Origin of the sequence: Roseateles sp. PN1, from assembly GCF_038419725.1 — a bacterium.
Taxonomy (GTDB): domain Bacteria; phylum Pseudomonadota; class Gammaproteobacteria; order Burkholderiales; family Burkholderiaceae_C; genus Paucibacter_A.
In genome coordinates this window covers 20,496-34,058 of record NZ_JBCARA010000021.1, presented here as the reverse complement: position 1 = coordinate 34,058, position 13,563 = coordinate 20,496, and the positions used below count along the sequence as shown (strand labels likewise).

Below are 13,563 nucleotides of genomic sequence, written 5' to 3'. Positions count from 1 at the left end.
TCATCATGGTTTGGGGGCCTTCTCGGGGGCTTGATCGCTTTGGCGCTCGATCAACTCGGCGCGCTCCAAGAGTTGCAAGCGCTCCGGCGCTTCACCGTCCAGGCGCCGCAGCAAAAGGCTGCCGAGCTGGCGCCCTGCGCGGTGCAGCGAGGCAAAGTAGGTACTGATGGGCGGCACGAAGAAGGCGCTGATATTGCTGTCATCGGTGGCCACCACCACCGCCTCGCGGCCGGCCTGCCAGCCCAGCTCGGCAAAGGCCGACAAGGCACCCAAGGCGGTGAATTCATTGGCGCAGACAAACGCCGTGGGGCGCTCTGCATGCTGGGCCAGGTCCAGCACGATGCGCCGCCCGTCGCCGGCCGAGAGGCCGGAGCTGCGCAAGAGCGCGGCGTCAAAGGCCAGCCCAGCCTCGGCCAGCGCGCGCCGGTAGCCCTGCTCGCGGTGCTGGGCATACATCAGCTCGGGGCTGGGGTTGAGCATGGCAATCCGGCTGTGGCCACGCTCAATCAAGCGGCGCGTCGCCTGGTAGGCCATGTCCTCATGGTCGGTGTCATAGCTGGGGTGGGCTTGCGCCAGCTCGCTGCGACCATAGCTGACGAAGGGAAAGTCCTGCGCCAGCAGGTACTGGATGCGCTCGTCCTGCGGGCGAGTTTGGGTCAAGATCAGGCCGTCCACCCGGCGTGACTCGACCAGGGTGCGCAAGCCCTCCAGCGGGTCCACGCCCGGCAGCTGCGGGTGCACCACCAGGCTGTAATAACTACCCGCGAGTGCGGCATAGAGGCCCGAGACCAGAGCCATATAGCCGCTGTCGCTGAAGTCTTGCTGCGCGTCTTCCACCGGCAAGACGATGCACAAGGTGTAGGTCTTGCCGGTACGCAGCTTCACACCGGCCAGGTTGACGCTATAGCCCAGCTCGGCGGCGGCACGCTTGACGCGCTCGCGGGTCTCGGGCTTGACCTCGGGCGCGTCTTTCAAGGCCCGCGACACCGTGCCCAGCGACAAGCCGGTGTGGCGCACCAAGGTCTTCAGGGTGACATTCGCGTTGGCGTTGGCCGTGGCGTCCAGATCATTCGACATCAATAAACTCCTGTGTGGCGGCCAGCGCTTCTTCACGCTTCAGCAAACGCTGAGCAAGCAAGAGAAAGACGCTGGAGGTCCAGGTAAAAGCGGGGTCACGCAAGCCGGCGCCGGTCTGCGCATCGAAGTTCTCGGCCATGCCGCTGCGGGCGGCCATGGCGGTGAAGCGGCGCGCCAGCTCGTCGCCCAGGTCCCTGCGGCCGCAGCGGTCCAGCGCGTCGACAAAGAGCAGCATGGTCGGCGCCCAGATGGGGCCGCGCCAGTAACCATCGGCGCGATAGAAGGGGCTGTGCTGCGATTCGGTGGCCAGGCCATGCGGGCTCAAGAAACGGCCCGGCGCCATCAGGCCTTGCAGCAAGGTTTGGCGCTGCGCCTCGCTCAGGCGTGGGCCCAGGATCAGCGGCAGAAAAGCGATCAGGCTGTCGGCGCCGGGTTCAGGTCTTGCCCCGCCATCACAGAAGGCGATGAAGCGCTCGCCATCCCAGAGCTGGCTCATCAAGCGCGCGCACAAGGCATCGGCGCGCTGCAGCCATTGCTGAGCCGCCTCGGGCTTCTGACGCAAGGTGGCCAGGGCCGCCAGCTCCTCCATTTGCAGAATCAAGAAGCAGCTGAGATCCGGGCTTTGCAGCGGCGTGCCGGGCAAAAAGCTGGTGGCGTTGTCCCAGCCGGCGTCATTGCCATGGTCGTAAGCGGGCAAGCCATGCTGACCCGCATTGGCCATCCAGCTCTCGACCTGAGCGGCTAGCCAACCATAAGCCTGGGCGCAGCGCTCGCCCGTCCAGAAGCTCGGCGCCATGCGACGCAGTTGGGCCACGGTCCAGCCATGCACCGGCGGCTTGGTGAAGCGCCAATAGGCAAAGCGGTCGTTCACAAAATCGGGCAAACGGCCGCTGGCATGTTGATGCGCAAACAGCAGGGCCAGTTGCTGCCAGGCCCGCTCCGGCTGAGTCGCACCCAAGGCCAGGGCATTGAAGCAATGGTCCCAGCTCCAGATATTGGTCATCCAGTTCTTGGACATATACATGGCCGGATAGGCCAGTTGCCCCTCGGCCGGCACCAGGCAAGACCAGGTGATGTAGCCCGCCAGGCTGCGGGCAGCCTGCTGCTCGGGCAAGACCGGCGGGCACTTGGCCAGCCAGTCGGCGAAGTCGGCGGCAGCGCTTTGCTTGGCTTCTTCAAATGCCGGGCAATCCAGGCGCTGTGGGGCAACGCGGTACAGATGCAACGCCGCGCGGAGCCGGCCTTGATCGCCGGGCAGCAAGGCGCAGGCAATGCGTTCGGCACGCTGGCCTTGCCAGGGCGCGTCCAGCTGCGAAGCGCCTTCGGCCAGCGTCAGGCGGGCCGAGAGGTCTTGACTGGCACAGCTGATGTGCAGGGCATCGGGCAGGCGCTGGGCGTAGTCATAACGTTTCGATTGCAGGGTCAAAGAAAGACCGATGCCTTGGGCCGACAGCGCCAAGGTGTCGGCGTCAGCAAAAGCCAAGGCCAGCTGACCGGCCGCGCAATGAAAGCTCAGCACCTCAGGACTCAAGCGCCAAGTGCCTTGCAGCGGCTGGCCCGCAGCGTCGATGGGCGTCAGCCGGAACAAGCGGCCCAGATCGGTGTGTTCATCGCCACCGCGCAGATTGCGCAGCCAGAAGGATTGCTCGTCGGCCAAGTAAGACACGCACAGCCAGCTCTCGCGCCGCGAGAAGGGCACGCGCTGCGGGTCCATCAGTTGAAGCTCGTCTTTCATGCAGATCAACCTTTGACGGCGGCGCTGGTGGCGCCGTCCATGATGTGGCGCTGGGCCAGGAAGAACAGGATCAGCGGCGCCAGGCACAAGAGCACCGTCATCGCGGCAATCGCGGTCACATTGTTCGAATGCAGGCCCTTGAACTGGGCCAAGCCCAGCGGCAAGGTGTACTGGCTCTGGTCATTCAAAAAGATCAGCGGGCCCAGGTAGTCGTTCCAACTGCCCAGGAACTGGAAGGTGCCCACCAGCACCAGGGCCGGCGCCATCAGCGGCAAGTGGATGCGCCAGTAGATCTGCCAGGCATTGGCGCCGTCCATGCGCGCCGCCTCGTCCAGCTCGCGCGGAATACTCATGATGAACTGGCGCAACAAGAAGATGAAGAAAGGCGCGGCAAAGAAATTGGGCACGATCAGCGGCTTGAGCGTGTTGATCCAGCCCAGGGCGTTGAACTCCATATAGAGCGGGATCATGGTCACGTCCCAGGGAATCATCATCGAGCCCAGCACCACCATGAAGAGCGCATTGCGGCCCTTGAAATCAAAGCGCGCAAAGCCATAAGCCACCAAGCTGGAGGAGAAGATCTGGCCGACGGTGGAGAGCAGCGCCACCCAGACCGAATTGCGCAGAAACAGCGCGAAAGGCTGAGCCTGCCAGGCTTCGACAAAATTGCTCCAGCGCGGCTCGGCCGGCCACCAGACCGGCGGCCAGGCATAGAGCTCGCTCTTGGCCTTGAGCGCGGTGAGCAGCGTCCAGTACAGCGGCGCGGCAAAGGCAAAGCACAGCAGGAGCATCAGGCTGTAGAAGGCCAAACGGCGGCTGCGGGTTTGCAGGCTGCTGTTCATGGGCGTGCTCCCTTCTTGCTGGGCTGGCCTTCAGATTTCACTTCGTTCTCATAAAACACCCAGAGGCTGGAGAAGCGCATCACCGAGGCCGAGAGCAACAAAATCAGCGCAAACATCAACCAAGACATGGCCGAGGCATAGCCCATGTCGAAGTACTTGAAGGCGGTGTCGTAGATGTACATGGCGAGCATGTAGGTGGACTTCATCGGCCCGCCGCCGGTCAGCAGCAAGGCCATGGTCAGCTGCTGGAAGGCCGCGATCAAGGTGGTGACCAAATTGAACAAGAGCACTGGCGACAACAGCGGCAGCGTGATGTGGGTGAACTGCTTGAGCTTAGACACACCACTCATCTCGGCCGCCTCGTACAGCTCCACCGAAATGCCCTTAAGCCCAGCCAGAAAGACCAACATCGTTCCGCCCAAACTCCACAGACTGGCGATCACCACCGCGCTCATGGCCCAGTCCGGGCTGCCCAGCCAGTCGATCGCGGGCAGGCCCACGAGCGAGAGCAGATAGTTCAGAAGCCCGTACTCGCGGCTGTAGATCCAGGACCAGATGCTGACCAGGGCCACACCCGAGAGCATGGAGGGCAGATAGAACACGGTACGGAAGAAGCCCTCACCCCGGCAGCGCCGGTTCAGCAGCAAGGCCAGGCCCAAGGCGCCGGCCAGATGCGTAGGTACGTAGAACAGCGCGAAACGCGCGGTCACGCCCAGGGCCTCCCAGAAGTCTTCGTCTTGCGTCAGGATGCGCTGGTAGTTCTGCAGGCCCACAAAGCGCTCGCCGCCCATCAAGGGCCAATCAAAGAAGCTGATGTAGAGCGAGTACAGCAGCGGCCCGACGGTGAAGGCCAGAAAGCCCAAGACCCAGGGCGCGATGAAAAGATAGGGCAAAGCCTGCGACCATGAGCGCTTGCCTTGTGCCTGCGTTTGCGCAGGATGCCGCAGCGAGGACACTGAGTTCATGGGCATCAGCATCTCGCTTTGGGCGTCCATATGTTGAGTCTTGTGCATGGGCTGGGGTCCTCAGCTGTCCTCAACGGAGTCGTCGCTCGGCCTTGAGGGCAGCGCGGTCCAGAATGGCCCCGCTGTCGCCCTGCTTGCTGAGAAAGACTTCTTGGATGGCGTCGCGAACGACATCTTGCGCACGCATCCAGCGCGGATTCAACAAATGCGCCGGGCTCTCCTTCATGCTCTCGGCCATGGCATAGAAAGGCCGCACCAAAGGGTCCTGGGCCAAGCCCTGCTCGGCCGCCACGCTGAGCAAGACCGGTAAATCATTGCCGCGCAGGCGCACCGCCTCGGCACTGCTGAAGAACTGAATGAAGTCCCAGGCGAGATCTTTCTGCTGGCCGCTCTTGGCCATGGCCAGCGCCGAGACGCTGAGCACGCTTTGCGCGGGCCGGCCCTGAAAGCTGGGCAGCCCCACCACGCCAAAGCGCTTGCGGTCTTGCGCCAACTCCAGGCGGAAGGCGCTGCCGTCCAGCAGCATGGCCACCTTGTCGGAGACAAACATCTGGCGCTGGTTGCGCCCATCGCCAACGCCCAGCGTCCCCACCGTGTCGCTGCGCAAAAGCTCCTGCAGATAGGCGAACATGGCCTTGCTCTCGGGGCTGTTCAGATGGCCTTGCACGCTGACGCCATCTGCCCCCAGCATGCGGCCGCCGGCGCTCCAGAGATAGCTTTGGAAGTCATAGGGATCCGGGTTCACATCCAGGCCAAAGCCGTAGGCCTTGGCGGCCGGATTGCGCAGGCGCTGCGCCATCTGGCGCAGCTGCCCCCAGGTCCAACCTTCTTGGGGATAGGCCAGGCCGGCGCGGTCCAGCATGTCTTTGTTGTAGTAGATGACTTGGGCGGTGAAGCCGGCCGGCACGCCGTAAATGCGCGACTGCTTTTGGTCCGCATCCCAGACGGTGGAGAAGCGCCACAGGCCGGGCACGAAGTCGGCCTTGTCGATGCGCGCATCGCGGGCCAGGTAGGCGTCCAGTGGCTCCAGCACCCGCTGGTACTGCGGGAAGTTCCACATATACATGACATCGGGCGGATTGCCCGCGCCAAAAGCGGCCGAGAGCTTTTGGTTGTAGCCACCGCCATAGGCCTCCACCTGCACTTTGACGCCGGGATGGCGGGCCTCAAAAGCGGCGGCAATGCGCTGCTGAATCAAGAGGCTCTCGCTGCCGTCCCAGGTGGCGAAGCGCAGGATGCGTGGCGCCGGCGCGGCCTGCTCTGGGTTGGCGTCAGCACTCGCCCACCAGGCGCCCGCACCGAGCAGGCCCAGCACAGCCAGAATGCCCAGCTTGGCGCGTTGGGAGCCGAGGATTGGCTTCATTGAGCCAAGGCCTTTTCTACCGCAGCGCTCAAGCGCCGCGGCAAGGCTCGGCCATCGGCTGCGAACACCTGCAGATGTTCCAGCTCCAGGCCCAGGCCCAGCAGCTCGCCGCGCTGCACCAGTTGCGCACCGTCGACGCAGACCGTCAGCATTTCACCCGAGGGCAGCTTCAGATGCACCATGCTTTGCGCGCCGAGTCGCTCGACCGACTGCACCTCAGCGCTGAGCTGCGCCGCTGCATCGTCGAGCGCCAGCAGGCGGATGTGCTCGGGGCGTATGCCCAGGGTGAGCGCCGCGCCTTGAGGCGCTAGCTCGGCCAAAGCAAGGGTTGAAAGCCGGGCCTCGGCCAGGGCGCCGGGCACGCTCAGCTGCAAAAGACCGTCGTGCACGCCCGAGGACGCGGCCGCCAAAAAGTTCATGCGCGGCGTGCCGATGAAGCCGGCCACAAACAGATCGGCGGGCCGGTGGTACAGCTCCAGCGGGCGGCCCACCTGGGCGATGCGGCCTTGGTTCAAGACCACCACCTTGTCGGCCAGGGTCATGGCCTCTACCTGGTCGTGGGTGACGTAAATCATCGTGGCTTGCAGCTGCTGGTGCAGCCGGGCCAGCTCGGCGCGAGTGTTCTCGCGCAGGGCGGCGTCCAAGTTGGAAAGCGGCTCGTCGAACAAAAACACCCGCGGGTTGCGCACAATGGCGCGGCCAATCGCGACCCGCTGCCGCTGCCCGCCGGAGAGCTGCTTGGGCTTGCGCTCCAGCAAGGCTTCCAGCTGCAGCATGCGCGCTGCCTCGGCAATGCGGGTCTCAATCTCACCCTTGGAGAAGCGCCGCAGCGAAAGGCCAAAGGACAGGTTCTTGCGCACCGTCATGTGCGGATAGAGCGCGTAGTTCTGGAACACCATGGCCAGGTCGCGCTCGGCCGGGGCCACTTCGTTCATGCGCTCGCCGCCGATCAAGAGCTCACCGCCCTGCACCGCTTCCAGGCCGGCGATGCAACGCAAAAGCGTGGACTTGCCACAGCCCGAGGGGCCGAGAAAGCAGACGAACTCCCGGTCGGCGATGTCCAGATCGATGCCTTTGAGCACATCGACCGGTCCGTAACTCTTGCGCAAGCCGCGCAGCGATAGATCAGCCATGGTGAGGTGGGGGCTCCTGTTCGCTGGGTTCAGTTCAACAACAAGGTTTGCAGATAGGCCTGCCCTGCCGCCGCCGTGCGGGCCGGCTGGCTGGCCTGGTCATGCTCAACGATGAAGGTGCTGAGCACCTGACGCAGCCAGGGCAGCCACGCCGGCCAGTCCAAGCGCCCCTCGCCCAGCGTGGCCCAGCCCTGCTCAACTTGAGCCAGCTCAGCGCCGGGCTTGGCCAGGTCTTTCACATGCACCGACTGCAGGCGATGTGCATAGCGTTGCAGCCAGCTCATCGGCAACTCGCCAGCACGAGCCACCCAAGCCACATCGGGCTGCCAACGCAGGGCCGGCGCGGCCTCCAACACCGTTTCCAGCACGGTACGGCCGTCTTCAGCCAGCCGCTCAAACTCGAAGGCATGGTTGTGATAGGCCAGCGTGATGCCTTGCGACTGCAGGCTCAGCGCATGACTTTGCAGAGTCGCGGCGAGCGCCAGCCAGCCCTCGCGGTTCGTCGGCCGCTCAGGCTCATCCAACCAGGGCATCACCAGCTGGGTGCAGCCGCTGCCCTTCAAGGCGGCGAGCACTTCCTCCATGCGCTCGGCCAGATCGCTCATCTCCACATGCATGGAAGCCAGCCCCAAGCCGGAGGCTCGCAGCGTGGCGAGGAAGGCTTCAGCGCTCAGACCGTGCAGTGCCTCGCTCTCCACCCAGGCAAAGCCGGCTTGGCTTGCCACTTGCAGGCGAGCGGCCAAGTCACCGGCGCTGCGCACCGTGTAGAGCTGCAGCGCGATGCGCGGCGCATGGATCGTTTTGCTGCTGCTCATGCGCTTTGCTCCTGGACCGCAGGCTTGGCCTGGAAATGCAGGCTTTCGGCAAAGCCGGGGTTGACGGGGTCAGGTCTTGCGCAACGGGTGCGCAGCGAGACCGGCGCCTTTTTCTCGGCAGCGCGCAGCACCGCATCCATGGCCTCCAAGACATGCAAGGCCATCTCGCCGTTGGCCCGATGCTGGCGGCCGCTGCGCAAGGCCTCGGCCATATCGGCCACGCCCAGACCGCGATGCCGGCCGGTGAAGACTTGCGGCGTCTGCGACAGCCAGTCGCCATCGGCCTCGCAGCTCTCTAGTGCCCCGCCGAACTGATTCGGATCGGGCAGCACCAGGCTGCCGCGCTCGCCATAGAGCTCGATATGGCTGCTCTTGTGCTTCCAGACATCAAAGCTGGTGCTGAGCGTGATGAAGGCGCCCTGCTCAAACTCCAAGCCCGCCACCAGATGGGTTGGCGTCTCGACCTGGATGCTCTCGCCCTGACGCGGGCCGCGCGGAATTTGCCGAATCGGCCAGCTGGTGTGGGCCATGCCGTTGACGCGAGTGATGGGCCCCAGCAGCTGCACCAGCTGGGTCAGGTAATACACGCCCATGTCCATCAAAGGGCCGGCGCCGGGCCGGTAGAAGAAGGCGGGGTTAGGGTGCCAGTCATCCGGGCCGCGCTCCATCATGGTGGCCTGGCCGGCCACGATGCGGCCGAGCTGGCCACCATCCACCAGGGTGCGCGCCAGCTGGCCAGCGCCGCCCAAGAAAGTGTCCGGCGCGCAGCCGATGCGCAAGCCTTGGGCAGCGGCCAGCTCCATCAGGGCCGCGCCATCGGCAAAGCTGCCGGCCAGCGGCTTTTCGGTATAGAGATGCTTGCCGGCCTTCAGCACCGCCTCGCCCACCGCGCGATGCGCTTGCGGCGGGGTCAGATTGATGACGATTTGAGCCTCACCGGCCAACAACTCATCCACGCTGAAGGCGGGCACACCCAGGGCTTGAGACTGCGCTGCGGCCGCCTCGGGTCGCGCATCGGCCATGCCGACCAGGCGCAAATTGCCAAACTGCGCCAGACCCGCCACATAGGCCGGGAAGATGTCGCCGGCGCCGATGATGGCCACCGGCGTTGCTGCTGCCTGCATAGCCTTGCCCTCGGGCTTGAGATGGAGATCGTTCATCTTCATGCCGGCGATCCTTGCTCGGCCAGGTCCAGCCAGGCCATTTCGTCGGGCGTCAGTTGCACCGTCAAGCCGCGCATGGAACTGGCGGTCTCGGCAATCGAGCGCGGTCCGATCAGGCTGAAGGCCGGGAATTGCTGGCCCAGCACCCAGGCCAGGGCGATATTGATGGCCTGCACGCCCTTCTCGGCCGCCAGCTTTTGGGCGCGTGCGCGGCGCTCAAAGTTCGCGGCGCTGTACCAGCAGCGCACCAGCTCTTCGTCCTGGCGCAGCTCCGGGCCGGCACGGTAAGTGAAGAAGCCACGCGCTTGCGAAGACCAGGCAAACAAGGCCAGGCCCTGCTCGGCCAGCAGGTGGCGCGAGGCGGGGTCTCCCGCCGACACACAGCCGCGCCAGATGGGTGCCTGCATGCGCGCCAGGCTGAGCTGGTTGTTCAGCAAAGAGAAGCCTTGCAAGCCCTTGGAGGCCGCGTAGGCGTTCGCCTCCATCACCCGCTCAAGTGACCAGTTAGAACCACCAAAGGCCTGGAAGCGGCCGAGCTTGCGTTGCTCGTTCAGCGCGTCAACAAACTCGGCTACCGGCACCTCGGGGTTGTCGCGGTGCAAGATGTAGAGATCGGCATGGTCGGTTTGCAGGCGTTCCAGGCTCTCGGCCAGTTCGCGGCGCATGCCCTCGGGTGTGCAATTGGGGGTATGAGCACCCTTGGCGATCAGGACGATTTCGTCGCGGATGCCACGGGCCTTCAACCACTGGCCCAGGATGGCCTCGCTGTGACCGCCTTCAAAGTCATAGACCCAGGCGGTGTCAAAGGTGTTGCCGCCGCGCTCGATGTAGTCGTCAAACAAGGCTGCGGCATGCGGCAGCGTCTCTTGGTTGTCCACGCCCATGATCAGGCGCGACACCTGCTTGCCCTCCAGGCCCGGCACATGGCCATAAGTCATCAGCGCATCGGCGCGGCGCGCAATCGGCAAGCCGGCCAAGCTCAGGCGCCCTTGCATGGCGGCCTCGGCCTCTTTAGGGTAGCTCAGGCCAATCGCCTGGCGCCAGCGATCCATCACCGCCAGATTGCCCAGCGAATCGGCCGGACTCATGGCGGGGTGCGGCACCGCGCCGGCCTGCACGGCTTGGGCAAAGACATCGGCCTCGTAGGCATAGAGCCCACGGTCTGTGCTGATCGTCCAGGTCTGGGCCAGAGCTTCATCCACATACAGCTCGATGCGGCTCTCGCCCGCCTCGGCACCCGCGCCGTACCAAGGCTTGGGCACGACCAAGGCGCCCTTGCTACCGCCAATGCGCAGCGACTCTTCTTGCTCGAAACGCACGGCCGTGCTGAGTTGCGCCACGATATTGCCGGGGAAGCGCATCGTTGCCGTCGCCCATTCATCCACCGGGCCGCTGGCGCTTTGGTACAGCTGACCCATGGCTTGCAACTCGGTCGGCTCGGCAAAGGGCAAGTTCCGCGCCACACCGGCGATCAGCCGCGCCATCGACACGGGGTAGCAGCCGACATCCAGAATGCCGCCGCCAGCCAAGGAAGCCTCCCAGGTGCGCGAGCCGGCCCGTGGCGTGGAGCTGTAGCAAAAGGACGCCTGGATGTGGCGAACCTCGCCAATCGTGCCGGCACGCAGCAGTTCCAGCAGCTTGGCCGTTTGCGGCACGCAGCGGTACATAAAGGCTTCCATCAACACGCGGCCGGCGCGCTCGGCCTCGTCGTAAGCAATCATGGCTTCGGCATGGTTGAGGCCCAGCGGCTTCTCGCACAGCACATGTTTGCCGGCCCGCAAAGCCTTCACCGTCCAATGGAGATGCTCGGTATGCGGCAGGCCGATATAGACCGCCTGCACCGCGGGATCGGCCAGCAAGGCTTGGTAGGAGGCATAGGCTTTGGGCGGGCAAGCCGTCTGGCCATGTTGTTCGGCAAAGGCCCGCGCCTTGGCCGCATCACGGCTGGCCACCGCCACCAAATCGCCACTGTCGGTCTGCTTCAGACCTGCTGCGAAAGCGCCCGAGATGTTCCCGGCGCCGATGATTCCCCAGTTGAGCATGATGTGTAAATTGAAACGTTATGATTTACGAACAAGGCAAATATATTTACGGCATGCAATTCAGAACAGGGGGAGAAACCCGCTGTGACTGGAGGCATGGCCGGAAGGTGAATTCACCCTCAGCAAAGACGTGGCGAGTAAACAATCGCCCGGTGCCACGGGGGTGCGGCTGAGCGAGGTTAAGGAGGAGCTTCGAGCGCAGCGAGGGGCGGGTGGACTGAGCTCGGACTCAATGCGTCCTGAGGACGGCTTGAGCCTAGCGAAGGCTTGGGCCGCTGGCCCAAGCAGGAGCGAAGCCGTGCCCCCGTGGCCCCGGGTCCGCAAGTCAGAGTCCCTGAACTCGCAAAGAAGAAGTTGGGCTCGTGAGAGCCTTGGGTGCTCTGCGCCGCTCATGGCGGCAGAGCGCTTGCGCCTCGAGCAAACAAGCCGCTCCCCGTGCAGAGCGCTATCCATAACAGGTGAACCGAGCGCTCTCACGCCGAACCCGCCAGCCCACCACCATCCACTACATAGGCCGAGCCGGTAACAAAAGACGAGCGATCGCTGGCCAAGAAAAGCACCACCTGCGCAATCTCCTGGGCCTGACCCACGCGCATCAGCGGGCGCGCATTGCCAGCCTCCACCAAGGCCAACTCGGCCAGCCCCAGTTGATGCGCTTCATTGCGCAACATGGCCGTGTCAGTGTCACCGGGGCAAACGCTGTTGACGCGGATGCGCTGCGGCCCATGGTCAACCGCCATGGCGCGCGTCATGTTCACCACCGCCCCCTTGGAGGCGCAGTAAGACACGGCGTCTTTGCCGCCCACCAGACCCCAGCCAGAACCGGAGTTGATGATGCTGCCGCCGCCCTTCTCGGCCATCACCGGCACGGCGTACTTGCTCATCAAGAAAATCGACTTGACGTTGACCGCCATCACCGCGTCCCAGTCGGCCTCGCTGGTATCCACCACATTGGCACGCCGCGTGATGCCGGCGTTATTGAACAACACGTCCAAACGACCAAAGCGAGCCAAAGTTTGCGCCACACTACGCTGACAGTCGGCGGCCACAGCAACATTCGCTTGCAAGGCCAGGGCCACACCACCAGTGGATTCGATCTCGCGCGCTGTGGCGGCAGCACTCTCGGCATTCAGATCGCAAACGACCACCTGCGCACCTTCTTGAGCGAACAGCAAGGCCGTGGCGCGGCCAATGCCAGAGCCCGCGCCGGTAATCAGCGCCACCTTGCCGCCCAGTTCTCCAGCGGGCTTTGTCAAATTTTTCTCTGTCATCCTCTTCTCCTTTTGTCTATGTGTGGAGCCGGCGCCGCCATCTACGCCGCCACCAATCGCAATACGGCTCGGTCGCGCGGGCCCGTCAAAACCTGCACCGGGCCGCTGAACATGGCATCCACTTCAGCACAGGCGCTATCCACCCGCAAAATGCCGCCGAGACTGACCGTCAGGCTTTGCAGCTTGGCGGGGGTCATCAAGACCGTCAAGGCCTGTGGCCCTAGGGTTCGCAAGACGCGCGCACTCAGCGTTGCATTGCCGCGGCCAATGACATGACCCTGGCCGCCGATGGCCGTCAACCACAAGCGCGCCCGCCCCGGCATGGCATTTAGCAACTCTAGCAACTGCGCCTCGTTGGCATCGCGCAACCAGAGTTGGCCGTCCACCACCACATCCAGGCCAATCAAACTGCCATCCAACTGCAGCGCCTGCTTCAAGGCCCAGGTGGTTGAACCCGGCCCGATCAGGTGCACGCCAAAAGCCAGCTCCGAACGCAGACTTTGGGCCAGCGCTGCGGCAGCTTGCGCATCACCGGGCTGGCCGCGGGTCTTGCGCCCTTGCAGCCAGCGCGGATCCACCGGCGAAGCTAGATAGCCAAACAAGCGAGGCAAGACCTGGCCCCCGCGCAGCGCCTCCTCATCCATATCCATCACTTCGCGCAGTTCCAAGGGCCGCGCAGCCGAGTTCAAGAAAGAGGCGGCCAAACGCCCTGCAGCCGCTGGGCTGACGCCAAAACAAGCGGACTGCATCTTCACCCCGGCCGGAATGCCCAGCACCGGAAGCTCAGCCATATCGCCCAAGCCCGCCAGCACATCGCGCGCCGTGCCGTCGCCGCCGGCAAAAAGCAGCAGATCCAGTCCCAAGGCGGCCATCTGCCCCGCCAGGTCCTTTGTATCTTCCGCCCGGCTGGGGCCCGCAGTCGCCAGCCCCAGCACCTGTGGCTGCAGCCCTTTCGAACGCAAGACCTCCTCACCCATGGCCCCAGGCCCGCAAACCCATTGCAGCGACTGGCCTTCGAGCAAGCAGCCAAGGGCCACCAAGGCTCGCTCGGCCGACCAAGTCGAGGCCAAGGCCAGACCATCGCTGCCATGCCGAGCCAAGACGCCGCCCGCGCCCGCCATGGGGTTGATGATCAAGCCGATGCGCTGCGCAGACAT

General features: G+C 64.6%; 11 protein-coding genes. All 11 read right to left on the bottom strand.

The features are described 5' to 3' along the window. Positions 1-3 precede the first annotated feature (3 nt). The 11 genes from AABB87_RS22395 to AABB87_RS22345 all read right to left on the bottom strand — a co-directional run bounded on the left by AABB87_RS22395 (position 4) and on the right by AABB87_RS22345 (position 13,563). A complete protein-coding gene (locus tag AABB87_RS22395) occupies positions 4-1,077 on the bottom strand; it encodes a LacI family transcriptional regulator (protein ID WP_341973538.1) in 1,074 nt (357 codons plus the stop codon). Beyond that, positions 1,067-2,812 carry an amylo-alpha-1,6-glucosidase gene (locus tag AABB87_RS22390; protein WP_341973537.1) on the bottom strand — a complete coding sequence of 582 codons (1,746 nt, stop codon included), beginning with the start codon at positions 2,810-2,812 and terminating at the stop codon, positions 1,067-1,069. The genes AABB87_RS22395 and AABB87_RS22390 overlap by 11 nt, the downstream gene beginning before the upstream one ends. Positions 2,813-2,817: 5 nt before the next feature. Beyond that, entirely contained in the window at positions 2,818-3,654 is an 837-nt protein-coding gene (locus tag AABB87_RS22385) for a carbohydrate ABC transporter permease (RefSeq protein ID WP_341973536.1), read from the bottom strand. Next, the gene (locus tag AABB87_RS22380; protein ID WP_341973535.1) at positions 3,651-4,667 is read right to left on the bottom strand and encodes a carbohydrate ABC transporter permease; all 1,017 of its coding nucleotides are present in this window, start codon (positions 4,665-4,667) and stop codon (positions 3,651-3,653) included. The genes AABB87_RS22385 and AABB87_RS22380 overlap by 4 nt, the downstream gene beginning before the upstream one ends. 22 nt (positions 4,668-4,689) lie before the next feature. After that, on the bottom strand, positions 4,690-5,982 hold the full coding sequence (locus AABB87_RS22375; RefSeq protein ID WP_341973534.1) for an ABC transporter substrate-binding protein: 1,293 nt from the start codon (positions 5,980-5,982) through the stop codon (positions 4,690-4,692). Next, positions 5,979-7,115 carry an ABC transporter ATP-binding protein gene (locus tag AABB87_RS22370; protein WP_341973533.1) on the bottom strand — a complete coding sequence of 379 codons (1,137 nt, stop codon included), beginning with the start codon at positions 7,113-7,115 and terminating at the stop codon, positions 5,979-5,981. The genes AABB87_RS22375 and AABB87_RS22370 overlap by 4 nt, the downstream gene beginning before the upstream one ends. Positions 7,116-7,144: 29 nt before the next feature. Beyond that, positions 7,145-7,930: a sugar phosphate isomerase/epimerase family protein gene (locus AABB87_RS22365; RefSeq protein WP_341973532.1), complete on the bottom strand. Its 786-nt coding sequence runs from the start codon at positions 7,928-7,930 to the stop codon at positions 7,145-7,147. Beyond that, positions 7,927-9,096, bottom strand: a complete 1,170-nt coding sequence (locus AABB87_RS22360) for a Gfo/Idh/MocA family protein (protein ID WP_341973531.1) — start codon at positions 9,094-9,096, stop codon at positions 7,927-7,929. Before AABB87_RS22360 ends, AABB87_RS22365 begins: the two co-directional genes overlap by 4 nt. Further along, positions 9,093-11,135 carry an aldo/keto reductase gene (locus AABB87_RS22355; RefSeq protein WP_341973530.1) on the bottom strand — a complete coding sequence of 681 codons (2,043 nt, stop codon included), beginning with the start codon at positions 11,133-11,135 and terminating at the stop codon, positions 9,093-9,095. Before AABB87_RS22355 ends, AABB87_RS22360 begins: the two co-directional genes overlap by 4 nt. 473 nt (positions 11,136-11,608) lie before the next feature. Next, positions 11,609-12,406, bottom strand: coding sequence for an SDR family NAD(P)-dependent oxidoreductase (locus tag AABB87_RS22350; RefSeq protein WP_341973529.1), 798 nt, complete (start codon positions 12,404-12,406; stop codon positions 11,609-11,611). A 41-nt stretch (positions 12,407-12,447) separates the two neighbouring features. Further along, positions 12,448-13,563, bottom strand: coding sequence for an ATP-NAD kinase family protein (locus tag AABB87_RS22345; RefSeq protein WP_341973528.1), 1,116 nt, complete (start codon positions 13,561-13,563; stop codon positions 12,448-12,450).